Source organism: Mesorhizobium sp. M0701, assembly GCF_040320365.1.
Classification (GTDB): domain Bacteria; phylum Pseudomonadota; class Alphaproteobacteria; order Rhizobiales; family Rhizobiaceae; genus Mesorhizobium.
Map to the genome: position 1 here is coordinate 1 of NZ_JAMYPO010000034.1, position 24,376 is coordinate 24,376.

Annotated in this window: 22 protein-coding genes and 2 pseudogenes; 15 read left to right on the forward strand and 9 right to left on the reverse strand. The window is 63.2% G+C overall.

From position 1 onward, the window contains the following. Positions 1–278: pseudogene (locus NKI24_RS25725) on the forward strand (MFS transporter); the annotation flags it as partial. A 413-nt stretch (positions 279–691) separates the two neighbouring features. Here the strand turns inward: NKI24_RS25725 and NKI24_RS25730 are convergent. The 4 genes from NKI24_RS25730 to NKI24_RS25745 all read right to left on the reverse strand — a co-directional run bounded on the left by NKI24_RS25730 (position 692) and on the right by NKI24_RS25745 (position 3,031). After that, positions 692–1,105, reverse strand: a complete 414-nt coding sequence (locus NKI24_RS25730) for a curlin (RefSeq protein WP_352749523.1) — start codon at positions 1,103–1,105, stop codon at positions 692–694. 167 nt (positions 1,106–1,272) lie between these two features. Next, positions 1,273–1,674, reverse strand: a complete 402-nt coding sequence (gene csgH / locus NKI24_RS25735) for a curli-like amyloid fiber formation chaperone CsgH (protein WP_352453909.1) — start codon at positions 1,672–1,674, stop codon at positions 1,273–1,275. A gap of 160 nt (positions 1,675–1,834) precedes the next feature. After that, positions 1,835–2,272, reverse strand: a complete 438-nt coding sequence (locus tag NKI24_RS25740) for a curlin (RefSeq protein ID WP_352452314.1) — start codon at positions 2,270–2,272, stop codon at positions 1,835–1,837. Positions 2,273–2,602: 330 nt separating this feature from the next. Continuing rightward, on the reverse strand, positions 2,603–3,031 hold the full coding sequence (locus NKI24_RS25745; protein WP_352452313.1) for a YybH family protein: 429 nt from the start codon (positions 3,029–3,031) through the stop codon (positions 2,603–2,605). Positions 3,032–3,255: 224 nt separating this feature from the next. Between NKI24_RS25745 and NKI24_RS25750 the strand changes: the two are divergent. The 7 genes and pseudogenes from NKI24_RS25750 to NKI24_RS25780 all read left to right on the forward strand — a co-directional run. Beyond that, positions 3,256–3,420, forward strand: a pseudogene (locus NKI24_RS25750) (LacI family DNA-binding transcriptional regulator); the annotation flags it as partial. Positions 3,421–3,634: 214 nt separating this feature from the next. Next, entirely contained in the window at positions 3,635–4,972 is a 1,338-nt protein-coding gene (locus NKI24_RS25755; protein ID WP_352749417.1) for a DUF6600 domain-containing protein, read from the forward strand. A 316-nt stretch (positions 4,973–5,288) separates the two neighbouring features. Continuing rightward, on the forward strand, positions 5,289–6,344 hold the full coding sequence (locus NKI24_RS25760) for a LacI family DNA-binding transcriptional regulator (RefSeq protein ID WP_352749420.1): 1,056 nt from the start codon (positions 5,289–5,291) through the stop codon (positions 6,342–6,344). Positions 6,345–6,426: 82 nt separating this feature from the next. Continuing rightward, a complete protein-coding gene (locus tag NKI24_RS25765; protein WP_352749423.1) occupies positions 6,427–7,680 on the forward strand; it encodes an ABC transporter substrate-binding protein in 1,254 nt (417 codons plus the stop codon). Between the two features lie 180 nt (positions 7,681–7,860). Further along, the gene (locus NKI24_RS25770; RefSeq protein ID WP_352541572.1) at positions 7,861–8,790 is read left to right on the forward strand and encodes a carbohydrate ABC transporter permease; all 930 of its coding nucleotides are present in this window, start codon (positions 7,861–7,863) and stop codon (positions 8,788–8,790) included. Next, on the forward strand, positions 8,790–9,647 hold the full coding sequence (locus tag NKI24_RS25775; RefSeq protein WP_352749428.1) for a carbohydrate ABC transporter permease: 858 nt from the start codon (positions 8,790–8,792) through the stop codon (positions 9,645–9,647). Before NKI24_RS25770 ends, NKI24_RS25775 begins: the two co-directional genes overlap by 1 nt. 27 nt (positions 9,648–9,674) lie before the next feature. After that, positions 9,675–11,660 (forward strand): glycoside hydrolase family 127 protein, encoded by a 1,986-nt coding sequence (locus NKI24_RS25780; RefSeq protein ID WP_352749431.1) that lies wholly within the window; start codon positions 9,675–9,677, stop codon positions 11,658–11,660. Between the two features lie 18 nt (positions 11,661–11,678). On the opposite strand, the gene NKI24_RS25785 is transcribed toward NKI24_RS25780, so the two are convergent. Beyond that, entirely contained in the window at positions 11,679–12,458 is a 780-nt protein-coding gene (locus tag NKI24_RS25785) for a response regulator (protein ID WP_352749434.1), read from the reverse strand. A gap of 233 nt (positions 12,459–12,691) precedes the next feature. Here NKI24_RS25785 and NKI24_RS25790 point away from each other — a divergent pair, with 233 nt between their 5' ends. The 5 genes from NKI24_RS25790 (at position 12,692) to NKI24_RS25810 (ending at position 18,936) form a co-directional block, all read left to right on the forward strand. Beyond that, the gene (locus tag NKI24_RS25790; protein ID WP_352749437.1) at positions 12,692–13,606 is read left to right on the forward strand and encodes a cytochrome-c peroxidase; all 915 of its coding nucleotides are present in this window, start codon (positions 12,692–12,694) and stop codon (positions 13,604–13,606) included. After that, entirely contained in the window at positions 13,603–16,119 is a 2,517-nt protein-coding gene (locus NKI24_RS25795) for a two-component system VirA-like sensor kinase (protein WP_352749440.1), read from the forward strand. The genes NKI24_RS25790 and NKI24_RS25795 overlap by 4 nt, the downstream gene beginning before the upstream one ends. A 169-nt stretch (positions 16,120–16,288) precedes the next feature. Then, on the forward strand, positions 16,289–17,338 hold the full coding sequence (locus NKI24_RS25800; protein WP_352749443.1) for a methyltransferase: 1,050 nt from the start codon (positions 16,289–16,291) through the stop codon (positions 17,336–17,338). Between the two features lie 14 nt (positions 17,339–17,352). Further along, the gene (locus tag NKI24_RS25805; RefSeq protein ID WP_352474406.1) at positions 17,353–17,859 is read left to right on the forward strand and encodes a hypothetical protein; all 507 of its coding nucleotides are present in this window, start codon (positions 17,353–17,355) and stop codon (positions 17,857–17,859) included. A gap of 189 nt (positions 17,860–18,048) precedes the next feature. Beyond that, positions 18,049–18,936: a class I SAM-dependent methyltransferase gene (locus NKI24_RS25810; RefSeq protein ID WP_352749447.1), complete on the forward strand. Its 888-nt coding sequence runs from the start codon at positions 18,049–18,051 to the stop codon at positions 18,934–18,936. Positions 18,937–19,052: 116 nt separating this feature from the next. Here NKI24_RS25810 and NKI24_RS25815 read toward each other — a convergent pair whose 3' ends face one another. Continuing rightward, on the reverse strand, positions 19,053–19,793 hold the full coding sequence (locus NKI24_RS25815) for a gamma-glutamylcyclotransferase (RefSeq protein WP_352749450.1): 741 nt from the start codon (positions 19,791–19,793) through the stop codon (positions 19,053–19,055). Positions 19,794–20,101: 308 nt separating this feature from the next. On the opposite strand from NKI24_RS25815, the gene NKI24_RS25820 reads away from it, so the two are divergent. Both NKI24_RS25820 and NKI24_RS25825 read left to right on the forward strand, forming a co-directional pair. After that, positions 20,102–21,259 carry a putative hexosyltransferase gene (locus tag NKI24_RS25820; RefSeq protein ID WP_352749453.1) on the forward strand — a complete coding sequence of 386 codons (1,158 nt, stop codon included), beginning with the start codon at positions 20,102–20,104 and terminating at the stop codon, positions 21,257–21,259. Further along, entirely contained in the window at positions 21,246–21,878 is a 633-nt protein-coding gene (locus NKI24_RS25825; RefSeq protein ID WP_352746989.1) for a hypothetical protein, read from the forward strand. Before NKI24_RS25820 ends, NKI24_RS25825 begins: the two co-directional genes overlap by 14 nt. Here NKI24_RS25825 and NKI24_RS25830 read toward each other — a convergent pair. The 3 genes from NKI24_RS25830 to NKI24_RS25840 are packed head-to-tail and all read right to left on the reverse strand — an operon-like array spanning position 21,875 to position 24,015. Beyond that, a complete protein-coding gene (locus NKI24_RS25830) occupies positions 21,875–22,315 on the reverse strand; it encodes a GtrA family protein (RefSeq protein WP_352707211.1) in 441 nt (146 codons plus the stop codon). The two genes, NKI24_RS25825 and NKI24_RS25830, sit on opposite strands and share 4 nt — an antisense overlap. Beyond that, entirely contained in the window at positions 22,308–23,000 is a 693-nt protein-coding gene (locus NKI24_RS25835) for a class I SAM-dependent methyltransferase (RefSeq protein ID WP_352746992.1), read from the reverse strand. Before NKI24_RS25835 ends, NKI24_RS25830 begins: the two co-directional genes overlap by 8 nt. Continuing rightward, entirely contained in the window at positions 22,975–24,015 is a 1,041-nt protein-coding gene (locus NKI24_RS25840) for a glycosyltransferase family 2 protein (protein ID WP_352749525.1), read from the reverse strand. Before NKI24_RS25840 ends, NKI24_RS25835 begins: the two co-directional genes overlap by 26 nt. Positions 24,016–24,376 lie beyond the last annotated feature (361 nt).

A 24,376-nucleotide genomic window follows, 5' to 3' on the forward strand; every position in this document is an offset into this window, starting at 1 on the left:
CCCTGCTGCTGATCCGTGCCGCGCTTTCGCAGATGGACGTCCCGACGCGCTCATCTTACGTCATGGCGGTCGTCACGGAGGCGGAACGGGCAGCCGCCGCGAGCTTCACATCGGTACCGCGCAGTTTGGCTGCCGCAGCCAGTCCCGCCCTGGCGGGCGCTCTGTTCGCTGCCTCGTTCCGGGCTTGGCCCCTGATCATCTGCGGTGCACTGAAGATCGCTTACGATCTGCTGCTGCTGATGCAGTTTCGGCACCTCAAGCCGCCGGAGGAACGGTGATGCAGCCGCCGGTTTGGGGTGTTTGACCAGGATGGGTCAATCGCGAAGGAAAACGTTGGAAAGTTGTCGATCACTTCCGGCTGTCGCGGAGCGTGAAATGTCGCCTCGCTTCCTCGTGACATTGTCTGCCGCACTTTATCTGACATCAACGGTGTTTGCCGGGGCAGGATCACCCGTTCCGTCGAACGTCTGCTATGCGTGGAAAAGCCGCTGCAGAAGGTCCGCATCGGTGAAGGTTTTTCGATGTGGGCCGCAGCGCGAGGGGTGCGGGCTGGGTCGACATCGGCCCGCGTTGAAAAACCTCCCAAGGAGGAAGCCGCGGGGTCATCTTCGGCTCTGCCGAGATGTTCGGCCCGAATGATTGGGTCGCGCGCAAGGGGATCGAGTCCCGCTCGCGCCCCGATTATCGGCCGTTACCAGCCGTAGCTGAAGATGGCGCCGCCACCACCATCGCCGTTCTGCACGACATTCGCCTCGGCGTTCCTTCCGAACTGGAAAATACCGTAGGCGTTGTCGTTGCCGTTCTGCCTCAGGATGGCGGAATGGCCGTTGCCCTCCTGATGGATGATGCCCAGATTGCCGCGGCCGTTCCGGCCGAGGCCAGCAGCATTACCGTGTCCGGACTGACGGATTCTGGCGCCGTGCAGGCCGCGATACTTCGAATAGACGCGCAGGCCGGTCGCCAGGGCGCCGGCGTCGCGGGCGTTGGCAGGAGCAAATGTCACCGACACCCAGCCTCCTGCGTAGGCCGGTGCGGACAGCGCCACCTGGCCGATGCTGCCGGCAACGAGAGCGGCAGTAAGGGTTATGAACATATTGCGGGTCATCTTGGTCTTCATTTCCGGCTGCCTCAGCCTATGGCCAACCTTCCCGAATTGCGGCTGAACCATCCCGGAACCCGTCGTTCAGCAGTCGTTCAGTCATTTTTCCCGGCTCGGCACACATAGAAAAGGCGCCGAACGCCGACGCCCTTTTCGTGAACTGGCCGATGCGATCAGGTCGCGCCGCCGACCCGCGCGGCGCAGCCGATGCTCTTGCCATCGACCGCAACTTCGAGCTTGGCGTCGTAAACGCCGCCCTTTGCGTCGAGCGTGACAGCGCCGAGCGTAGCTGGCTTGCCGGGCGCGGCGTTGAAGGCGCCGCCCTGCTCGATGTTGGTGCCGCCGGTGCGACCGGTGCTTTCGACATGGAAGGAATAGGTGCCACTCACGTTTCTGTCGGCATAGGCAAGCGCCTCAAGCAAGACCATGCCCCCTTCCGGCGTGGCGCGGATCTCGCAGCGCACCGGCCCAACGGACTGGTCGGCGGTGGCCATGGTCGCCAGCGCGCCGGCCGGGACCAGGATCAGGGCGAGTGCCGCCATGACGCGGCGGGAATGCTTGACGATGCGGGGCATGGTTCGTCTCCTTGGCTTGGCTAGCGGCGGGGCCGGGGGTTTTTGGCGGCCCCCCCCGCGGGGGTGGTTTGGGCTGCCGGGGGGGGTGTGTGGTGCCCCTGGGGGGTGGGCCCGGGGGGGGCGCCTATCTCGCCGCGGCCCCCCCTGGCCGTTGCCGTGTTTATGGGCAGGCCTGGACGAAAGCTGCGACATTGCCGCTGCCGCCCTGGCTGACATTGGCATCGCAGCCGTGGCCCACCTGCACGCCGGCAGCAATGTTGCCGTTACCGTCCTGGGTCAGAATGGTGGTGTGGTTGGAGCCGAACTGGCCGACGCCGGCCACGTTGCGGTTGCCGTTCTGGTAGGTGGCGCCGTAGTTGCCAGCCCCGTCCTGGCCGATAGCCGAAAGGTTGTGGCGGCCGCGCTGCTGGCCGATCACCTTGTTGAAGCGGCCGTTCTGATACACCCGGATACGGTTTTTGAAGCCGTTCTGGGCGCCGCCGGCCGAGTTCGACCAGCCATATTGCTCGATGCGCACGTCATTGGCCATGGCCGGAGCGGCGGCAGTGATACCGACAAGAGCGGCAAGCGCGGTTGCGATGAAAGAATTGCGGATCATGAGAGCGTCTCCTTTGGCGGACGGGACCGCGGTTGAACGGCTTCTTTTTAGGAGATGCCGTTCGAACTAAGGCTGAAGGCGGCGTTCAGCTGGGGTTCAGGAGGGCTTGCGCGGGTCGTGGCTGCGGCGGTCAGGCCGCTATTCGCTAGGGCAATGGGTGGAGCACACTCGCCAAGGGCGGCCGGTGTTGGGTCATTCTATACTTGGCGATTGGCCGCTTCCGGCCGAAAGGCTGACTGTCAGCAACGGGCCGCCAAATCGACCGTTCACCTACGAACCCTTGCCGCGTGAAAGCCGACATCCCTGTTGAGGAGGTTAGGCGTTCCGGAACTACGGCAAGAGATCCGTCACAGCGCGCCCACTTCCGTCCATTGCCATAGGGAAGCTGGCATGTTCGTGGATGATTTTCCAAGAACCGGCGACGCGCCTTAGCACGATGGTTCGCCGGCTCCAGGAGTCGACCTTTGTGCCATCGGTCTTAATGCCAGTCATGCGCGACAGGCCGAAGGCCACTGCAAGATCGCCGTCGATTATGAGCTGCGGGTCAGCCATGTGAACGGTGACGCCGTTGCGCCAAGTTGCAAACCAAGCATTTATCCCTTCGATGTCGCGTGCCTGTTCGCCTCGATAGGCAAGCGGCGGCGGCAGATCAAAAACCACGACATCCGGGTCCATGGCATCGACGTTGGCGCGGGCGTCCCCCTTGGCAGTTGCGTCTTCCTGGCCCCGGATGACAGACAAGACTTCCTTTTCAGACATATCGTTGCTCCTTCATTTTCTGGAACGACGAGGCCGGGGCGATCAATCCGACATCGATACCATTCGTAACAAATAGGGCCGGTCCTAGCTGCTGTTGCATCGTGATATCAAGAGTGATGAGCCCCTCATCTGCCGGACATCGCATCATCGGGGGCTCTAGTGGCCCACCCGCACCCGCTGACCTCACCACTCAGCATCCCGCAGTCCCAAATGGGAAGACCGATATCCAAATTACGCCCGCCAAGCAGCCCGTCACCCTCCGTGAGGTGGCGGCCATTGCCGGCGTCAGCGTTGCCACGGCATCAAAAGCGCTGAACGGGCAGGGGCGGATGACGGCCGAGACGCGGACCCGGATTCGCGGGACGGCGCAGCGGCTTGGCTTTCGCCCGATACCGTCGGCCTTTTGACCAACGACTTATCGCCGCGCCTTCGGCGCGCATTTGTGACGGTCACCGCCTTCATGAAGCAACTCTGATCCCAAATATCATCGTGCGATGCCAAGCCGCTGCGGGAGGGGATGCGGGTAACGTCAGCAAAGTGGAACAATCCGGCAGCCGGCGGGTTTGTACGATGAAGGGCGATCTGTTTCGGAGGAAGATTACGATGAAACGCGTCCTTGCCCAACATGCGGTGCGACTGATGCTCGGCGGCGTAACCGCCTGCCTGCTCACGATCGTCGAGATTCCCAACCCAATTGCGCCATTGTCGCTTGTGTCCGAGGCAAGGGCTGCCACCACCGTTAAGATCAGCACGTTCTACCAAAACCTGTCTTCCTATGGTGATTGGGTCTCGTATCACGGAGCGACCGTTTTCGTGCCGGTTGATGTGCCTGACGATTGGCGTCCGTACACGCTTGGACACTGGGTCTATACCGAGCAGTATGGCTGGCTCTGGGTATCCGACGAGCCATTCGGCTGGGCGACGTACCATTACGGCCGGTGGGGCTATGCCGACGATATCGGCTGGTACTGGGTTCCGGGCACTCGCTGGGCGCCAGCATGGGTGAGTTGGCGTCGTGACAGAGAGCACATCATTTGGGCGCCGCTGCCGCCCCGCCGCGATCCGGATTTGATTTCAATCGAGGTGACCTTCGACACGACGCCGGATTATTACTGGGTTGTGGTCCCCACCCGCGAATTCCTTGCCGCGGACATTTCTGTGGTCGTTATTCGTGATGAGCCGGAGTTTGTGCGCATTGTCGAGGCGGCCGAACCGGCCGGCGACGTGACGATCCAGAACAATTTGGTGATCAACAAAGTCATTGATGTCGATGTGATCGAAAAGGAGACGAACCAGAAGGTGACTGCTGTCAAGGTCAGCAAGACCGACGCGCCCGAGAAGTCCGGCAAACTGGAAAACGATAGGGTCGCTGTCTTTGAGGGCGAGGTGAAAGCCGACCCTAAGGCCAAACCAGCTAAGCTCAAAGACATCGAAGAGGTGAAGCAGGTTCAGGCTGGCCGGAAATCGAAGCCGACCGAAGGCGCTGCAACGACCGAGCAGGCCAAGCCCGAAGAAACCGCCAAGCCTGAGAAGCCGAAGGCCAAGGAGCAGCCGGCCACCGAGCAGCAGCAGGCCCAGCCCGAAAAGGCGGCCAAGCCTGAGAAGCCGAAGGCCAAGGAGCAGCCGGCGACCGAGCAGCAGCAGGCCGAGCCCGGCAAGGCGGCCAAGCCTGAGAAGCCGAAGGCCAAGAAGCAGCCCGCCGCCAAGCAGCAGCAGGCCGAGCCGGAACAGGCGGCCAAGCCTGAGAAGCCGAAGGCCAAGAAGCAGCCCGCTGCCGAGCAGCAGCAAGCTGAGCCGGAGCAGGCTGCCAAGCCTGAGAAGCGGAAGGCCAAGGAGCAGCCAGCGGCCGAGCCGCAGCAGGCCGAGCCCGAGCAGGCGGCCAAATCCAAGCCACAGAAACAGAAAAACAAGGCGTGCGATCCACAGACTGAGAACTGCTAGCCTTGCGGGAAGACTGCGGCACCGCGATTATTCCATCGCGGTGCCCGCTGAAAGGCAATGCACGCCAAAGCTGCTCGCCCTCTTTCCTTCGGGCCGCCATGGCAGATCCTGGACCCAGGGCAGCGAGTCGTAGTTGACTGCCGAACATGCCTGTAACCGGGCCATTCCCTCTTGCCATCCTTGCATCCTTCCCCTAATCTTCCTTTTGAGAAAACCTTTTCCCAACTCTGCCGGCATCCGCTGACTTCACCATTCAGCGCTTCGCAGGACGATAAGAGAAAAGCTTTTCTCAAATGGGAGGATCGATATCCAAATCATGGCGTCCGATGCGCAGCCAACGCCTGTCAAACAGCCGGTCACCCTCCGCGAGGTGGCGGCACTCGCCGGCGTCAGCGTCGCCACGGCCTCAAAAGCGCTGAACGGGCAGGGGCGGATGACTGCCGAGACGCGGACGCGTATTCGCGAGACGGCGCAGCGGCTTGGCTTTCGCCCGAACAGCCTGGCGCAGAGCCTGTTGCGGCGGCGCTCCTTTACCGTCGGGCTGTTGACCAACGACACCTATGGCCGCTTTTCGCTGCCGCTGATGGCTGGCGTTTCCGATGCGCTGGTCGATGCCGGCGTCTCGGTGTTTTTGTGCAATGTCGAGGACGACCCGCGCCTTGCCCAGCTGCATGTCGATGCCATGCTCGACAAGCGCGTCGACGGCATAATCGCCACCGGCAAGCGCATCGACCGCCATCTGCCGGTCGATCTCGCCAATCTCGGCATTCCGGCGATCTATGCCTTCACCGAGCCGGATCCGGGCGCCATCGCGTTCGTCTCCGACGATGCCGGCGGCGCGCGGCTGGCGGTCGAGCATTTTTGCCGGCTCGGGCGGCGGCGCATCGCCCATGTCAGCGGGCCGGCGAGCTTTGCCGTGGTGCATGCCCGCGCCGAGGCTTATCGCGCGGTGCTGGCCGAGAACGGCCTGCCGGTCATGGAGCCGCTGCTCGGCCCGTGGTCGGAGGCCTGGGGCCATGAGGCGGTCAAGACGCTGTTCGACGGCAAGGGACGCGATGGCAACGGGGAAAAACCCGATGCGGTGTTTTGCGGCAACGACCAGATCGCGCGCGGTGTCATCGACGCCTTGCGCGAGCGCGGTATCGGCGTGCCGGACGAAGTCGGCGTCATTGGTTTCGACAACTGGCAGATCGTCGCCGAGGCGACCCGCCCGCCGCTGACCTCGGTCGACATGAACCTTTCAGCACTTGGCCGCGAGGCCGGCCTTGCCTTGCTTTCGCTCGTCGGCGGCGAACCCGCTCTGCCGGGCATCAGAAAACTGCCGTGCCGGCTGGTGGTGCGTCAGTCATGCGGCCGTCCGCCGGACGGCTGAACGAAACGGGCCGTGTCGATAGTCACCCGCTTGGGGGCGCGGCTAAATTAAGACGCTAAATTAAACCATGTGGAGGAGAAGCATGAGAACCACCATTACCGGGCTCGCCATAGCCGCGAGCATTTTTGGCACGCTGGCAACCGTCGGCTCGGCCGCCGCCGACACCGCCAACATCTGGGTGCGCGCCGACGGCTCGAACTTCATGCCGCGCATCGTCGATGCCTTCAACAAGGGGCATCAGAACCAGATCAAGCTCGACATCATCCCCAATGCCGAAATCATCCCGAAATACGGCGCTGCCGCTGCCGGCGGCACAGCGCCCGATGCGCTCTCGCTCGACCTGATCTACACGCCGTCCTTCGCCGCCGCCGGCCAGCTCGAAGACATCACCGACTGGGCGAAATCGCTGCCCTATTTCGCCAGCCTGTCGCCGGCGCATGTCAAGACCGGCACCTATAAGGGCCGCATCTACGGGCTGCCGTTCTCGGCGGACTCCTCGGTGCTGATCTGGAACAAGAAGCTGTTCAAGCAGGCCGGCCTCGACCCGGAAAAGGGCCCGACCAACTGGGCCGAGATCGAAGCCGACGCCGAAAAGGTCAATGCGCTCGGCGGCGACATCAAGGGCTTCTACTTCTCCGGCAATTGCGGCGGCTGCAACATCTTCACGTTCACGCCGCTGATCTGGGCCTCGGGCGGTGACATCCTGACGGAGGACGGCTCCAAGGCGACGCTGGATACGCCGCAGATGCGCGGCGCCATCGACCTCTACCGTTCGATGGTCAAAAAGGACCTGGTGCCTTCAGGCGCGCAGACCGACACCGGCTCCAACTTCTTTGCCGCCTTCGCCACCGGCAATATCGGCATCTCGCCGTCCGGCGCCTTCGCCATCGGCGCGTTGAACACGCAATATCCCGACATCGACTACGGCATCACCTTCCTGCCCGGCAAGGATGGTGGCTGGTCGTCGTTTGCCGGCGGCGATAATTTCGTCGTCACCAAGGGCACCACCAAGGTCGCGGTGGTGAAGGAGTTCCTCGATTTCGCCTATTCGCTCGAGGGCCAGACCATCCTGGCAAAATACGGCAGCCTGCCGGTGCGCGGCGACATCGCCAATGAGGCGCTGAAGGAACTCGACCCGCGCTACAAGGTTGCCGCCGAAGCCATGGCCAAGGGCCGCACGCCCTATTCGGTGGTGTTCAACGATCTGATCAACTCGGCCAACGGTCCGTGGAACCAGATGATGAACGAGGTCTTCTTCGGCGAAGACGTCGACGGCGCCATCGCCAACGCGCAGGAAACCATGCAGTCGATCATCGATTCGGCGCCGCAGAAGTAAAGCGCCGGCTCCACCTCCCCCTCGAGGGGAGGTCGGACCGAAGGTCCGGGTGGGGTCGTTGCGGCAGTGCTCGACGCTCTTTTGATGTCGGCGCGCTTCGCGGAGGACCCCACCCCCGGCCTTCGACCGGACCCTCCCCTCAAGGGGGAGGGGGACGTAGCGCTAACGGAAGACCACGGCATGACCACCATCACAGCAACCACCGCCGCGCCAGCGCGCGCATACAAACTCGTCGGCGCCGGCCGCCGGCAGTGGATCGGCTTGCTCTATGTCGCGCCGGCCGTTGCCCTTGTCGTCGTCTTCTTCATCGTGCCGCTTTGCATGACCGCCTGGATGTCGCTGCACAACTGGCCGCTGATGGGCACGCATAGCTTCATCGGCCTCGACAATTATTGGGCGATACTGCGCGATACCCGTTTCTGGAACGCGCTGAAGTTCACCGGCTATTACACGGTGGTGGTGACGATCGCGATCTTCGCCGTCGCCTTTCCGCTGGCGCTGTTCATCGAAAGGCCGCGGCAGCTGACCGGCTTCTACCGGACGTCCTTCTTCATGCCGGCGGTCATCGGTTTTGCCTCGGCGAGCCTTTTGTGGTCGTGGCTGCTCAATGTCGATTCCGGCCTGTTCAGCCCGGCCGCTTTCGAGCTTGGCCTGACCGAAAAGAAATTCAATCTGCTGGCGACCTTCCAGCCGGCCTTCTGGTCGATCATCGCCATGGTGGTGTGGAAGGTGGCGGGCTTCACCATGATCATCCTGATGACCGGCCTGCAGTCGATCCCGCCGGATCTGCAGGAGGCGGCGATGATCGACGGGGCAGGGCCATTCGCGCGGTTCCGGGCGATCACCTTGCCCTTGATGCGCCGCACGCTGGCGCTGGCGCTGATCCTGTCGGTTGCCGGCTCGATCCTCGCCTTCGACCAGTTCTACATCATCCTGCGCGGTGGGCCGCGCAACCAGACGCTGACCGCCGTCTACTGGATCTTCAACCAGTCCTTCGTGTCGTTCAAGCTCGGCTATGGCGCGGCACTTTCGATGGTCCTGCTGGTCATCCTGGTGGCGCTCAGCCTCATCCAGCTGCGGCTGCTGCGCAATCCGGAAGGAGTCGACTGATGGCGCAGGCAAGGAGCCGCAAACGCCGCATCGGCATGCAGATCGCAGAGCATGCGACCGGCATCATCGCATCCATTCTGTTCCTGGCACCGATCGCCTGGACGGTGCTTTCGGCGTTCAAGCCGGCGCAGGAGGCGCGCCAGCCGCCGCTGCCGCCCTGGCCGACGACGGGCTTTTCGCTAGAGAATTACGCCACGCTCAACACTTTCGGCGATGGCCTCTGGCTGCCGGCGCAAAACAGCATCTATGTCTCGGTCATGACGGTGGTGCTGTCGGTGATCGTCAGCGTGCTCGCCGGCTACGGTTTCTCGCGCTTCCGCTTTCCGCTGAAGAACCTGCTCTTCGTCGTCATCCTGTCGACGATCATGATCCCGTTCCAGTCGATCCTGACGCCGATCTTCCTGGTGCTGACAAAAATCGGCCTGCACAACACGCTGACCGGGCTGGTCTGCGTCTACGTCACGCTGCAGCTGCCGTTCTCAATCTTCATGATGCGCAACGCCTTCGACGCGGTGCCGCGCGAGATCGAGGAGGCCGCGCGCATGGACGGCGCCAACAATGTCACCATGCTGCTTAGGGTCATGCTGCCGCTGGTCTGGCCGGGCATCGTCACCATCGCGCTGTTTGCCTTCCTTGGCGCCTGGAACGAGTTTCTGGCGGCCCTCGTGCTGATGACCGACCAGTCCAAATTCACGCTGCCGATCATGATGACCGCGCTGCAGTCTGGCCGCTTCGGCGCCATCGACTGGGGCGCCGTGCAGGCCGGCGTCACCGTGATGATGGTGCCGTGCCTGGTGCTCTTCCTGCTGCTGCAGCGTTTCTACATCCGCGGCCTGATGGCAGGGGCCGTGAAGTGACCACAAGAAATCGAACGGAGTAGGTTGATGACCGCATCGCAATCCGCCAGTCAGGGCGCCAAGCCAAAACTCGCCTTCCGTCCGCTGCCGGTGCCGCAGGTCGACGTGCGCGGCTTCTGGGGCGACCGCGTCGATGCCGTCGCCTCAAAGACCGCCGGCATCCTCTACGACCGCTGCGTCGAGGCGCGCATGCTCGAGCAGATCGACCCCGACCGGCCGTCGCCCGGCGTCGTCATTCCGTTCCACTCACCTTCACCGGACGAGGCAGCCACCGCCGGCAACGAGTTCACCGGATCGACGGTGACGACGCAGATGTTCTGGGACTCCGATTGGGGCAAGACCATCGAGACCGCCGCCTATTCGCTCTACCGCCGCCGCAACGACGAGCTCGAGAAGAAGATCGATGCCGTCATCGACATGTACGGCAAGTTGCAGCAGCCCGACGGCTATCTGTCGAGCTGGTACCAGCGCATCCAGCCGGGCCTGCGCTGGACCAATCTGCGCGATTGCCACGAGCTCTATTGCGCCGGCCACCTGATCGAAGGCGCGGTCGCCTATTACCAGGCCACGGGCAAGCGGAAGCTGCTCGACATCATGTGCCGTTATGTCGACCACATCGCCGAGACGTTCGGTCCCGAGCCCGGCAAGAAGAAGGGCTATTGCGGGCATGAGGAGATCGAGCTGGCGCTGGTCAAGCTGGCACGGGTGACGGGCGAGCGCAAATACATGGAGCTTGCCAAATATTTCATCGACCAGCGCGGCCTTGAGCCGCATTATTTCGACGAGGAGGCGCGAGCCCGCGGCGCCGACCCCAAGGCCTATCATTTCAAGACTTACGAATACAACCAGTCGCACAAGCCGGTGCGCGAGCAGGACAAGGTCGTCGGCCATGCGGTGCGGGCGATGTATCTCTATTCGGGCATGGCCGACATCGCCACCGAATATGGTGACGACACGCTGCGGGTGGCGCTCGACCGGCTGTGGGACGATCTCATGACCAAGAACCTCTACGTCACCGGCGGCCTCGGGCCGTCATCGCACAATGAGGGTTTCACCGCCGATTACGACCTGCCCAACGACACCGCCTATGCCGAGACCTGTGCTTCGGTCGGCCTGGTGTTCTGGGCAAGCCGCATGCTCGGCATGGGTCCCAATGCGCGCTACGCCGACATCATGGAGCGGGCGCTCTACAACGGCTCGATCTCCGGCCTGTCGCTCGACGGCTCGCTGTTCTTCTACGAAAATCCGCTCGAGAGCCACGGCGCCCACCACCGCTGGAAATGGCACCGCTGCCCGTGCTGCCCGCCCAATGTCGGGCGCATGGTCGCCTCGATCGGCAGCTATTTCTACGGCCTGTCGGACGACGCACTCGCCGTCCATCTCTATGGAAACGGCACGGCTCGTTTCGATATTGCGGGCCGGCAGATAGAGCTCACCCAAACGAGCAATTATCCCTGGGACGGCGCGGTATCGATCTCTGTCGAACCGGAAGCTCCGACCGAGTTCACTTTGCACCTGCGCCTGCCGGCCTGGTGCCGCAAGGCAGCGCTCAAGGTCAACGGCGCCGATGTTGATCTGGAGGCGATCAGCAGCGACGGCTATGCCGCGATCCGCCGCGAATGGCGCAAGGGCGACCGCGTCGAGCTCGACCTCGAAATGGCCGTCGACCGCCTCTACGCCAATCCGCAGGTGCGGCAGGATATCGGCCGCGTCGCGCTGGCGCGCGGGCCGCTGATCTATTGCGTCGAGGAGACCGACAACTCCAGCCAGCTGCACCGCATCGCTCTGCCGCGAACGGCCGACATCGAGGCGCATCAGCAGCCGAACCTTCTGGGCGGCGTTGTGACACTTTTGGCGATTGCCAAAAAGGAGGCTTTCGAAAACTGGGAAGAGGGGCTCTACCGCACCGAACCGCCGGCGGTCGAGGACGCGAAAATCACCGCCGTGCCGTATTTCGCCTGGGACAACCGCGACCCCGGCGAGATGCTGGTCTGGCTCAGAAGCGCGGGGTAGGCTGGGCGCGGCAGCGGCTCAAAGTACCTCGACCGCAGTCGCGAATATGTAGCCGGCGCCACGCTCCGTAACAATGAGCTTCGGCTCGCTCGGATTGACCTCGAGCTTGCGGCGCAGCCGCAATATCTGCACGTCGATGCTGCGGTCGAACACCTCTTCGTCGTGCACGCGGCTGGCAGCGAGAAGCTGCTCGCGGCTCAGGATCTGTTGCGGCGATTTCAGGAACGCCGTCAGCAGGTTGAACTCGCCGGCGGTCAGCGGCGTCGTCTCGCCCGCCGCCGACCTCAGGCGCCGCATCCGCATGTCGAGCTCCCAGCCGGCAAAACGATAGCGTATGGGTTTCTTACTGCGCGGCTGCGGCTGCGTCGACCGCGATCGCCGCAGCACGGCGCGAATGCGCGCCAGCAGCTCCCTGAGGCCGAAGGGCTTGGTGATGTAGTCGTCGGCGCCGAGTTCCAGGCCGACGACGCGATCCACCTCGTCGCACCTGTGGCCGGTGATGATGATGATGGGCGCTTCCGGCGGACTGCCGAGTTGCCGCATGATGTCGAACCCGTCCTCATCGGCAAGCCGCATGTCGAGGATCGTCAGGTCTACGGGCTTTTCATTGAGGACGCGCGACATGGCCCGGCTGTCGGCGACCGCGCTAACCCTGAAGTTTTGGCTCTCCAGGTAATTGGTGAGCATATCGCGAATTTCGGGGTCGTCGTCGACGACAAGGATATGCTTCGGCGCCGCTGGCTGCTCGGTACTGCCTTTCGACTGCTGTTCGTGGCGAATGTTTTGTTCGGCTGACATCTCGCACCGTCCGCAAGCATGGAACTCATGACCGAGCCGTTGCTTTATTAAACGTCGATTTTCGGCGATTTATTGGTGAACGCCGATGATCTACGTGATCGCACACCCTGCCGCAGGCTCGCTCGATGGCACATCAGCAGATTGGTAAGGTTCGGGCGGGGCTTTTTGTTCCGCTTTGCCTGGCAATGGCGGCACCTTTTGCGTTGGCCCAGAGCAATCAGCCGGCCCCGCCGATGGGCGAGCCGATTGCACCGATCACGGCCAGCGGCCCCTCCGACCGGGCGAAGATCGCGCTTGGCGAGAGCCTGTTCAACGATGCCCGCCTGTCGCATGGCGATGTCGTCGCTTGCAGTTCCTGTCACAGGCTCGATTTCAGCGGCGACGACGGTCTGGCCCGTTCCGTGGCGGCGGATGGCAAGCCGCTCGATTTCAACACGCCGACCGTCTTCAACGCGGCGCTCGATTTTCGGCTGAACTGGCGCGGCAATTTCCGCACGTTCGAGGAGCAGAACGAGGCGGCCCTGCTCGATGACAGGCTGATGAATACGAGTTGGGAGGAATTGCTGACCAAGCTTCGCTCGAATGCTGAGTATTCGCAGCGGTTCGCGAGGGTCTACGGCGCCATTCCCGACCGGACAAACGTGCTCGATGCGCTTGTTGTCTTTCAACGGTCGCTGATCACGCCCGATGCCCGTTTCGACCGCTATCTCAAGGGCGAACGCGACGCCATCACGACCGACGAAGAGCACGGCTATCAACTGTTCAAAGCCTATGGCTGCGTCGCCTGCCACCAGGGCGCCAACGTAGGCGGCAATCTGTTTCAGAAATTCGGCATCTTCCAGGATCCCTTCGCTCGCCAGAAGACCCTGACCAAGGCGGATCTCGGCCGCTTCGCCGTTACCGGCGCCGAGAGCGACCGCCATGTGTTCCGTGTTCCCAGCCTGCGCAACGTCGCGGTGACAGCGCCGTATTTTCACGATGGCCGCACCGCATCGCTCGCAGACGCGGTGAAGATCATGGCGCGCAACCAACTCGGCCGGGAGCTCGACCAGCGCGATGCCGATCTCATCGTCGAATTCCTCGGGACACTGACGGGCGAGTATCGCGGCCGGCCGTTGACCAGCGCAGCCGATCGTCTGCAGCAATGAAGTCGCTACGCATCCTGGCGCCGATCGTTGCCTGCCTGCTCATCGCCCTGACCTACCTCCTGGTGCAGGGCACGGCTCCCGATGCGGCGCGCCACGAGCGCACGCTCGATGCGCTCAGGACCGTCATCCTCTATAACGCCGCGCTGCAGCGCGATGTGTTGCGGGCACGCGCGGGGCTGCTGCGCAGCTACGATCCGCTTGTGCGGTCGATCGAGAACCTGGATGAGGCGACGCAGACGCTGCCGGCTGCCCGCGACGCAGCAAGCGGCGAAACACGGGCGGACATCGACAAGCGGATCGCCGAAGTCATCGCCGCGATCCGCGACGAGGAAGCGCTCGTCGAGAGGTTCAAGTCCGATAACGCGCTGCTGCAGAACTCGCTGAACTTTTTCAACTATATGAGCGGTCGTCTCACGAGCGAGGGTGACGGCCTTCGAGCGGTCGAGATAGGAGCCATGATGGTCGCAATGTCGCGGTTTATCAGCGATCCCCAGCCGGACGCGGCAAAAGCCGTAACCGCCGCACTCGACCGGCTGGCAAGGCCCTCCGTCGATGCCGTGCCTGCAAGCGATGTGCTCTCGCTTGTCTCCCACGGCCGGCTTATCGTCACCAGGCTTCCGGCGGTCGACGATCTCGTCGCCCGCCTGCAGACCGCGCCGACGAGCGAGCGGGCTCGCGCGCTGCAGGACGTCTATCTCGGTGCGCATGGGCGGGCCGCGGCGCGGGCCGAACTGTTCCAGACGCTGCTTTATGTCGCCGCGTTGGGCCTCGTCGGCTATGTCGCCTACCTGTTCGCCCGCCTGCGCCGCAACGCGCGGATCCTGCGCGAGCGGCTGGAATTCGAGGGCCTGATCGCCTCGATCTCCACGCAGTTCATCAATCTGCCGCGTGACCGCATCCGCGCCGGCATCAGCAAGGGCCTCGCGCGCCTGGTCGAACATGCCGGGCTCGACGGCGCCCAGATTTTCGTCAGCCACATCGCCGGTCCTTCCGGCGGCTACTTCTATCGCCGTCCGGGCGGGAGCAGGCCGGCCCGCCTGTCGAAGGACATGATCGAGCTGGCTTCACGCTGGGCGCTGGCCGACCACGAGCGGCAGGGCTGCATCGACGTTCCCCGCGTCGGCGAGCTTCCCGAGGGGCGGGAGAAGGCATCGCTGCAGGCACACCAGTTTCGATCGTGGCTGTGCATACCGATGTGGCATGCCGGCGAGCGGTTGGGTTTTCTGGCTCTCGATACCGTCACGCACGAAAAGCATTGGGCCGACGACGACATTGCACTGCTGCGCACCGCGGCCGAGATTTTCGCCAATGCCATCGTGCGCGAGCACAACGAACGCGAGCGCGAGGCACTGCAGGCGCGGCTCAATCAGTCGCAACGGCTGGAAGCGATCGGGACGCTCGCCGGCGGCATAGCGCACGAGTTCAACAACATCCTCGGTGCCGTCCTTGGCTACAGCGAGATGGCGCTGGCGGTGCTGCTGAAGGAGTCGCGCGCGCGGCGCTACGTCCAGCAGATCATGCAGGCCGGCAGGCGGGCGCAGGACGTCACCGAGCAGATCCTCGCCTTCGGCCGTCGTCACGAGCGGCAGCATCACGCGCTGCGGGCGGAAGCCGTGGTTGCCGAAGCGGTCGACCTGCTGCGCGCCTCGTTCCCCGCCACGCTTTCGGTGCAGACGCGTCTTGCAGCCGCGGATGCGGCGATGATGGGCGATCCGACCGAGCTTCAGCAGGTGGTGATGAACCTCGGCACCAACGCGGCGCAGGCGATGAACAACCGCGGCGCATTGGAAATCGGTCTCGATACGACGGAATTCGTCGAGGCGCGGATGCTGTCGCACGGCAACCTGCCTGCCGGCCGCTATCTCCGCCTTGCCGTCAGGGACACCGGCAGCGGCATGGATCAGGCGACGCTCGAGCGCATCTTCGAGCCGTTCTTCACGACCAAGCCGGCAGGGCAAGGCACCGGGCTCGGCCTGTCGACGGTGCACGGCATCGTCATAGCGCACAGAGGCGCGGTCGACGTGAACAGCAAGCCCGGCGAAGGCACGACCTTCGAGATCTATTTTCCGCAGATCGAGGCCGCCGAAGCAACCCAGAACGAGGACGAGAGCGACGCCGCCGAGGTGCCGGTCAAGCATGGCAACGGCGAGACGATCCTCGTCGTCGACGACGACACGCCGCTGATGCAACTTGCGGAGGAAATGCTCGCCGCGCTCGGCTACGAGCCGGTCGGGTTCGACCGCAGCCCCGCGGCTCTCAGCGCATTCCGCACCGATCCGGAACGCTTCGACCTGGTGCTGACGGACGAGGTCATGCCCGACATGACAGGGATCGAATTCTCCGGCCGGTTGCACAAGATCCGGCCCGACCTTCCGGTCGTGCTGATGACCGGTTACTGCCGTCAGCTGCGGTCGCGCCAACTGACGGCGGTCGGCATAAGCGAAGTCATCAAGAAGCCGCTGCTGTCGGCCGCCGTCGCACAATGCCTTGCCCGCCATCTGCATTCAGGCTGATCACGGCCGGCCGGATTTCTTCGTTACAACCGTAACCAAAATCCCACCTGGCTGAAATCGACCCGTAGCCGGGCCAGTCGATGATCCTCCCGCGCCCAGACCATGATCCCGAAAAACCGGGAACCGGTTTTTTGGAAAGGTCATGGTCTCTTGAGGAAGGAGAAATCTTATGGACGCAAACATCACCGAGGTAACGAAACAGGCGAAGGACGTCGCAGAACTGTCGCCCGAAAGCCTTATGCAACTCGGCCTCGGCTTCTGGGCATCGAAGACGTTGCTGAGCGCCGTCGAACTCGACCTTTTCACGGAGTTGGCGGCCGGACCCCTCGAAGGGGAAACACTGAGAAACCGGCTCGGACTGCATGAGCGGGGAGCGCAGGATTTCTTCGACGCGCTGGTCGCGCTGCGCATGCTTGAGCGCGAGGGCAACGTCTACTGCAACACGCCCGTGACTGACCGCTACCTTGACCGCAACAAGTCGACCTGTGTTGGCGGGATGCTCGCCAGGGCCGGTCAGCTGCTTTACGCGAACTGGGGCTCGCTCACCGACGCGCTCAGGACGGGCAAACCGCAAAACGGCACCCAGGACGGCGAAGATCTGTTCGACATGCTGTTTTCGGACCCGGACAAGGTGGAGATGTTCGCGCAGGCGATGACCGGCGGCAGCCTCCAGGTGGCGGAGGCGCTCGCCCGGGATTTTCCGTGGGCGGACTATTGTACCTTCACCGATATCGGCACAGCCGAAGGCAGGCTTCCGGTCGAGATCGGCCGCGCCCATCCGCATCTCACCGGCGGCGGTTTCGACCTGCCGCCGATGCGGCCGGTGTTCGAGGCCTATGTGGAGCGGCACGCACTTGCAGACCGGCTTCGGTTTTATCCCGGCGACTTCCTTGCCGAGCCGCTGCCTTCCGCCGACGTGCTGGTGATGGGTCATATCCTGCACGACTGGAACCTGGAGGTGAAGCGCGCGCTGCTGGCAAAGGCCCATTCCGCGCTGCCGAAGCAAGGCGTGCTCATCGTCTACGACCAGATCATCGATGACGAGCGACGGGAGAACGCTGCGGGTCTGCTGATGAGCCTCAACATGCTGGTCAACACCAATGGCGGGTTCGACTACACGCGCGCCGACGGCATGGGCTGGATGCGGGAGGCGGGCTTTGCGGAGGTCCGCTGCGAGCATCTCGCCGGTCCTCACTCGATGATCGTCGGCGTCAAATAGCAGCGGAGAAGCTGATGACACGAAGAGCTCTCATCGCAATTGCCGCCCTTGGCCTGGCCGCAGCATTCACCGCCGCAACGCTCAACCAGGGTGAGGTCGGCGCGGCGTCCGCGACCGCTTCGATCGAGCACGGTCGATACCTGGTGAAAATCGGCGGCTGCAACGACTGCCACACGCCAGGGTACCTGGAGAAGGCCGGCAACGTTCCGCAGGATCGATGGCTAATCGGCGACTCGCTCGGCTTCAACGGGCCGTGGGGTACGACTTACCCGACCAATCTTCGCCAATTTTTGCGGACCATGGACGAGGACGACTGGGTACAGTTCGCGCGCACGATCGAGACGCGCCCGCCCATGCCATGGTTCAACCTGCGTGCCATGAGCGAGCCCGACCTGCGCGCCATCCACCGATATGTGCTTTCGCTCCCGGCAGACGATACGCCGGTTCCGGACTATGTGCCGCCCGGTCGTCCGCCGAAGACGCCGCATATCGTGTTCGTTCCGCGGGCGCCGAAATCATAGTGGCGTCCGAATGCCGGGCGCAGGGTGGTTCTCCGCTTGCGTGGTATGCCAGGCACGGGCGCCTGTTTCAGTCGTAACGCAATTCCCGATTCCGGAAATCACGTTGTAGCACCGATCTCCGATCGTGACGGTCGGGCCCTGGGCGGTCATCAGGCTGCCCAGCGGTCACAAATCCCGGATAAATCGATCATGGAGTCAAACATGTACAATCTGCTTGCCGAACATGCGCCGAAGACCGACCGTGATCAGAGCCCCATGGATCCGCGTCCCTATGCGTTGGGTTACACGCAAAGCGAATTCAAGCGCCTGGAGCTGCAGGGAGCGCTCATTCACGACCTTACCGAGCATGTCCTGCGCAGTGCGGGCATAGGACCCGGCATGCGCGTGCTCGACATTGGCTGCGGCGTAGGCGATGTCTCCTTGCTGGCCGGAAGGCTGGTCGGACCGGCGGGAAGGGTGCTTGGTGTCGATCGCTCGGCAGAGGCTGTGGACATTGCCGAGCGGCGCGCCACTGAATCCGGCCAGTGTTACTGGACACGTTTCACGACGGCCGAGCTTGATACATTCTCGCCCGACGGGAGCTTCGATGCGGTGATCGGCAGGCTTGTCCTGATGTATCTGCCCGACCCGGCCGCAACCCTGCGCAGGCTTGCCGGTTTCCTGCGGCCTGGCGGCATCGTCGCCGTCCAGGAACTGGCGATGCCGCTCACCCGCAGTTTTCCAGAGGCGCCGGTGTTCGGCAAATGCCGCGGCTGGATCATCGACACGATCGAGCGCGCGGGTTTCGAGGTCGACATGGGTGGCAGGCTGCCCATGGTGTTCGCCGGCGCAGGGCTGCCGGCGCCGCGGATGAACTCCGCCGGCCTCGCCGGCAGCGGACCCGACTCGCCGATCTACGACTACATTGCCGGCACGTTGCGCAGCCTGTTGCCGATGGCCGAGGCAGTCGGTACCGCAACCGCCGCCGAGGTGGAAGTCGATACCCTCGCCGAGCGGCTGCGCAACGAGGCTGTCGAGCAGCAGACGTGCATCATGCTGCCGCCCTTTGTCGGCGCATGGGTGAATACGCCGGGATAACGAACCGAAGGGAGGACACACGATGCTCGATACTGCCATCGGCGAGCGCGCGGGACATCTCGTCGACCTGCACAACATCGATTTCGCCTGGGAGCCCGACGAGATGCTGGTCTGGCTCAGGGACGAATTAAGCCCGACCGCAGCGCCCGACCGATCTCCTCGGCCACAAGTTCCTGCAACTGCCAGAGATTGCGGTCGCGGATGCCGCAGGCGTCGAGATGGCGAATGGTCTCGAACAGATATTCGGCGCCCGAACCCCAATGGCCGACGGCCGTGGCCAGGGTCGCCGCTATCGCTCGCTTTTCGAGCTTGCCGGCATAGCGCGGATTGGCGGGATCGACAATGAAACCAAGCGCTTGGCCCGTGCCGTCGCCCGTCCTGACCTGCAGCCAGCGCGGCACGTTGACGGCCGGCAGGATGGTCATCTCACGGCGCAGCAGCGTTTCGAGATTGGCCCCCACTGGCTCGGCGACCTCGAACACCATGCCCTGACATTGGCCGCCGCGGTCGAGCGCCATCATCAGGCCGGGCTGCTCGACGGTGCCCCTGAAGCGCTGCACCGTAAAACAGAACGAACGGTGCCAGCCCGTCGCCACGGCCCGTTCGCCACCCCTGACCTCGCCGGCCGGCTTCCACAGCAGCGAGCCATAGGCGAACAGCTTCACCGGCCCGCCCGGCGCGCCGGCTAGCACCTCGTCGCGAATGCGCGCGTAATCGGCATCGGTCATGTAGACCATGCCCGGCGTCGGCCCGGCATCCTCGACCGCACGCAAGGTGCGGGCGACCAGCGCCTCGGTCAGCGCCATCGGTGTCTTGCGCGGCGAACGCCGTGATGCGGCGGAAATGACCTTGCTCATCCTCATGCTCTCAGCCTTGCCGCCATGTTGCCGAAGGCTGAAGGATTCTCAAGGGCCGAGTACACCAGCGCGGTATCGGGATTCGAACTATCGTGTCCAACAGCTTGACTGCACAAATACCTACGCGACGGGTTAAAAGCGTCGACTGAACCCATTTCAACGTGTGATGCGGCGAGATGCTGGTCTGGGGGGACGCCGGATAGGCGGTATCGCCAATTTTTGAGCCGCGTTGCATGCCTTGAATTCGCCAGGGCGCGCGTCATCTAGCTTTGAGTGGCGCCAGCCACTTGAACGGGTGGAGGCAGATTTTGGCGCTCGAAGCTGTCGCGCGTCCCGGCGGTCGCTATATTGCGGTCGCCGTCGTGGCGGTGCCGTTGCTGTTCGCCGTCAGTGGACTGGCCATCCGCTATGCCGCATTTGCTTCGGTTTCGGCAGAACCCGGCTTCGCGGCCTATGCCCAGGCGCTCTGCCGCTGGGATTGCGCGTGGTATGTCGGCATTTCCGAACATGGCTATGAGCGCTTTCCCATTCCAGGCCAGAGCAATGTCGGACGGTGGGGCTTCTTCCCGCTCTATCCGATGCTGGTGGCGGCAATCCGGTCTGTTTTCCCTTTGCCGACGATACTGCTCGCGTCGATCGCATCGATTGCGTGCAGCTACGCGGCCTGTCTGGTGGCGTGGCCGTTGCTCGAGAAGAACATGCGCGCTTATGTGCTGTATTGCGCCTTTCTGCTCAGCGGCCCGTTCTCCTTTCACTTCACGACCTTCCTGACCGAACCTCTTTTCGTGCTCCTGACGTCGTGCGTTTTTCTGGCACTCAAACGCTCCAGCTATCTGACCGCGGGGCTGTCATCGGCTCTGCTGTCGGCAACCAGGCTCGTCGGAGTGCTTGTTGTATTTGCGACCGTCATTCAGATGTTCAGGGATTACCGCGCAAAGGGCGGATCGGCGCTTTCGTTCCCACGTTGGGTGCTTGGCCGACCGGATCTGCTCGTTGCAATTCTCATCTCGCCTGCCGGCTTGTTCGCCTACATCCTGTTCCTCTATCTGACGGTCGGGGACGGCTTTGCCTTCCTGCACGTCCAGCGCGCGTTTGGACGGGTGGCGGGCAATCCGCTCGCCTTCATATGGGATGGACTCTCGGCCGTTCCGACGACTGGATGGCTGCCTACGGCGCCGCAATGGAGCGCGCTCGCCGCACTCATAGGACTGGCATTATCGGCGGTTCTGGCGGTTCGCAGGCAATATGGCGCCGCGCTGTTCTGCGCCTGCTGCATCATCTCGCCGCTGATCACGAACCTGGCCTCGATGGTCAGATACGTCGTTGGGCTTGCGCCTCTGACAATGTTGCTGACCACGTTGTTGTCGGCGTCGAAGCTGACTTTTCTTGCGGCTCTGGGTCTCTTCCTGGGCGCCTGCTATTTCATGACCGTCGCGTGGATCGGGGGCTATCTTGCCCTGGTCTAGCACTCCGGGCCCGCATCGGCGCGCGGCCTCGCTTGGCGGCTACACGCTGGCGGCGGTTCTGGCCGGGGCGGAAATCATCATCCTTGCGCTTGCTCTCAATCCAGACGTCAATGCCGATTATCGCGCCTATTACATCGACCGGACGACGACCTGCCTCAATCGCGATGCGGTCGGCAGCTACACACTTGGCCAGACGGTGTCGTTCCGGTCCGACGGAGCCAAAAAGGCAACCGGCATGATGGTCTGTGGCTGGTCGGGGCCGGTAGCCGACGGCACCCATTCGCTGGGCGAGACCTCGCGGCTTCGCCTGGACATACCGCCGCTTCGCGACGGCCTGACTGCCACGCTGCAAATGGCCGCCGTCATTCGTCCGCCACAGATCACGCAAAGGGTTGTGATCTCAGTGAACGGCGTTCGGGTGCATGCGGTGACGCTGTCCGGCAAAGAGCCACGCACCGTCTCGTTCGTCATCCCACCGGCGGCTCTCGCCGAGGCCAAGACACTCGACATCGCCTTCGACTACCTCGACGGCATTCCGCAAACTCCTGCCGCCAGCAACATCTATAAGCGCTCCATCAAATTGTTGTCGCTCCGGCTCGATCCCATTGACGCGGATTAGGGCGGGCGATCGCGCTGCTGGCCGCGTCTTCGCTGCGCAAAAACCCAGCGGTCGAGCATGAGGAGATTGACCGCTGGAACAAGCAAGCATGTAACCAGGATGGCAATGATCGGCGGCAGACTGAGTTTCGCCGTCAAAAGCGCCGGCGCCGCGTAAGCCACCGCGAAGCCGGTTGCCGTCAGCAAGAGAAAACGCGGAGCCTCCGATCGATGCGATCCGCTCGACGCGAAGGTCACGAACTTATGCGCGAGATAAGAAAACAGGGCGGCAGCGGTATAAGCTGCGAGCGAGGCACCGACCGGCGAGAGGCCGAACCGTTGCCATTCGACCAAAGCGGTGGCCATCACTGCATATAGGATCGTTGCAGCGATGCCGACCGACCCGAAGCGCGCCAGCAGCCTCAGCCCGGCGTCGCCGGTCGAACGGCGCTCAGACATAAGCGCTGCACACGTACTGGGCTCCAAGCGGCAGGGCAGAAAGCAGGCGCTCGACCTTTTTGGCCAAGGGCCTTGCCGAGGGCAGCAGCAGAAAATGCTCGGAGCGGATGTCCCTGAAGCCTGTTTCCTGAAAAAGGGACCTTGCTTTGGCGGCGTTGAGCAGGACTGCGTCGTGATCGAACGGACACCGGAACACCGCAAGACGCGTCATCGGATTATAGGGATTGTGCTCGATGATGCAGGCGATGCCGCCTGGCCGCACGACGCGCCGCATTTCCAGCAAGAAATCGAGCCAGGAGGAGGGCGGAACGTGATGGACGACACAACTGGCGAAAGCCAGGTCGAACGTGCCGTCCTCATAAGGCAGCCCCTGCGTGCTGCAGGTCCTGTAGGCCACACGCGGATTGTGTTGGCTGGCGCGCAAAATCGAGTCTTGCGAGACGTCGCAGCCATCGAGGCTGTCGAAAGCGCCGTCGAGATAGCGGTGGAGCGAACCGACGCCGCAGCCGACATCCAGCGCCCTTACAGCCGACCCACCCTGCCGAAGCTTTCGCTCGACCACCAGTCGCCGCAGCAGGTCCGCCTTGGCGACAAGGAAGAAGTCGTGCCTGAGTCCGGAAAACCGGATGGACCCTTCGACCGCCTCGCCGTAGTTGGAATTATAGTTGTCGAAGAGTTCGCCCATTGGCGGGGACTCCACTCCTGGGCTTGTGAAACGATCGGCCGCGCTCACCAGAGACGGCACGCATCGCCTCGTCGAAACCGGTGAGCCGATCGATCACGTACAGCGGGCGGCGTTTCACCTCGGCGTGGATGCTGCCAACGTAGAGCCCGACCACGCCGGTCATGAAGAGATTAATGCCGCACAGGAGCGACACGATCACCACCGTGGATGTCCACCCGGCAATGATGCCGGCTTCAAAAAACCAGGCAAACATGGCGTAGGCACCAAAGACCACCGCAAGCGCGGAAATGGCCAATCCGCCCCAGAGCGCCAGGCGCAACGGCTTCTCGGAGAAACTGACGATGCCGTGAACCGCAAGGTGCATCATCTTCCAGAACGGGTATTTGGTCTGGCCCAGGGTTCGCGCGTGGCGCTCAAATGGCACTGCCGTCTGCTTGAAGCCCATCCAGCCGAACATGCCCCTGACGAAGCGGTCATGTTCGGGCATATGCTTGAAGGTTTCCAGCGCCTTGCGGCCGACCAGGCGAAAGTCGCCGACGTCGCGCGGAATATCGACCGACGTCATTTTCTCCAGCAGGCGATAGAAAAGACTTGCCGTAAAGCGCTTGAACCAGGATTCGCCCTCGCGCTTGACTCGGCGGGCATAGACGATCTCGAAGCCTTCCTTCCACTTTGCCACCAGATCGAGAACGACCTCCGGCGGGTCCTGCAAGTCGGCATCCATGACGATGACGGCATCGCCCGCAGCGGCATCCATACCGGCGGTAATGGCCATCTGGTGGCCGAAATTGCGGGAAAATTCGATCAGCCGAAAGCGCGGCTCGGCGGCAACCACCTTTCTCAGGTATTCGACACTTCCATCGAGGCTTCCGTCATCGACGAAGATGGCCTCCGTTTCTCCGTCCAACCGGCCGATCAGGCAACTGATCCGCTCGATCAGCCGAGGCAGCACCTGTTCTTCATTGTATATGGGCAGGACCAGCGAGTAGCGAGGCGGTGACCTGTTCACCGTCATTCCAGGGTCGTGGACCACAGACTCTCGCATGCGGTTGAAAATGGAACGCAAGCTACAAAGTTCCAAAGGCACTTAAGAAACTGCTAATTTATCTAATTCTGGAGGGAATACCGGTTCTCGATGAGCACTGGAGGGTGTCGTCGTGAGGTCGGACGTCCACATCGAGGCGTAAACTATCGGTGGCTGCTGGCACGATCGGCCTGGCGAGAAACAGTCGTTGAGGCATAACGCGTTGACCGCGAGGCCTACTCCCGGACTTGCCGGCTGAAGCGGGGCTACGGGTGACCCTAAGGGTGCGGGCAGACCGCTTTTGACGCATGCCGGACATCGCTCATGGAACACGGTCGGCGAGCGCGGCCGA

What these genes read in the sequence shown, in the direction of transcription:
- NKI24_RS25815 (WP_352749450.1), bottom strand. Translation starts at nt 19,793, where the DNA reads ATGAGCAAGGTCATTTCCGCCGCATCACGGCGTTCGCCGCGCAAGACA.
- NKI24_RS25740 (WP_352452314.1), bottom strand. Translation starts at nt 2,272, where the DNA reads ATGATCCGCAATTCTTTCATCGCAACCGCGCTTGCCGCTCTTGTCGGT.
- NKI24_RS25795 (WP_352749440.1), top strand. Translation starts at nt 13,603, where the DNA reads ATGAAGTCGCTACGCATCCTGGCGCCGATCGTTGCCTGCCTGCTCATC.
- NKI24_RS25790 (WP_352749437.1), top strand. Translation starts at nt 12,692, where the DNA reads ATGGGCGAGCCGATTGCACCGATCACGGCCAGCGGCCCCTCCGACCGG.
- NKI24_RS25835 (WP_352746992.1), bottom strand. Translation starts at nt 23,000, where the DNA reads ATGGGCGAACTCTTCGACAACTATAATTCCAACTACGGCGAGGCGGTC.
- NKI24_RS25770 (WP_352541572.1), top strand. Translation starts at nt 7,861, where the DNA reads ATGACCACCATCACAGCAACCACCGCCGCGCCAGCGCGCGCATACAAA.
- NKI24_RS25800 (WP_352749443.1), top strand. Translation starts at nt 16,289, where the DNA reads ATGGACGCAAACATCACCGAGGTAACGAAACAGGCGAAGGACGTCGCA.
- csgH (WP_352453909.1), bottom strand. Translation starts at nt 1,674, where the DNA reads ATGCCCCGCATCGTCAAGCATTCCCGCCGCGTCATGGCGGCACTCGCC.
- NKI24_RS25760 (WP_352749420.1), top strand. Translation starts at nt 5,289, where the DNA reads ATGGCGTCCGATGCGCAGCCAACGCCTGTCAAACAGCCGGTCACCCTC.
- NKI24_RS25785 (WP_352749434.1), bottom strand. Translation starts at nt 12,458, where the DNA reads ATGTCAGCCGAACAAAACATTCGCCACGAACAGCAGTCGAAAGGCAGT.
- NKI24_RS25765 (WP_352749423.1), top strand. Translation starts at nt 6,427, where the DNA reads ATGAGAACCACCATTACCGGGCTCGCCATAGCCGCGAGCATTTTTGGC.
- NKI24_RS25755 (WP_352749417.1), top strand. Translation starts at nt 3,635, where the DNA reads ATGAAACGCGTCCTTGCCCAACATGCGGTGCGACTGATGCTCGGCGGC.
- NKI24_RS25775 (WP_352749428.1), top strand. Translation starts at nt 8,790, where the DNA reads ATGGCGCAGGCAAGGAGCCGCAAACGCCGCATCGGCATGCAGATCGCA.
- NKI24_RS25810 (WP_352749447.1), top strand. Translation starts at nt 18,049, where the DNA reads ATGGAGTCAAACATGTACAATCTGCTTGCCGAACATGCGCCGAAGACC.
- NKI24_RS25805 (WP_352474406.1), top strand. Translation starts at nt 17,353, where the DNA reads ATGACACGAAGAGCTCTCATCGCAATTGCCGCCCTTGGCCTGGCCGCA.
- NKI24_RS25745 (WP_352452313.1), bottom strand. Translation starts at nt 3,031, where the DNA reads ATGTCTGAAAAGGAAGTCTTGTCTGTCATCCGGGGCCAGGAAGACGCA.
- NKI24_RS25840 (WP_352749525.1), bottom strand. Translation starts at nt 24,015, where the DNA reads ATGACGGTGAACAGGTCACCGCCTCGCTACTCGCTGGTCCTGCCCATA.
- NKI24_RS25830 (WP_352707211.1), bottom strand. Translation starts at nt 22,315, where the DNA reads ATGTCTGAGCGCCGTTCGACCGGCGACGCCGGGCTGAGGCTGCTGGCG.
- NKI24_RS25730 (WP_352749523.1), bottom strand. Translation starts at nt 1,105, where the DNA reads ATGACCCGCAATATGTTCATAACCCTTACTGCCGCTCTCGTTGCCGGC.
- NKI24_RS25780 (WP_352749431.1), top strand. Translation starts at nt 9,675, where the DNA reads ATGACCGCATCGCAATCCGCCAGTCAGGGCGCCAAGCCAAAACTCGCC.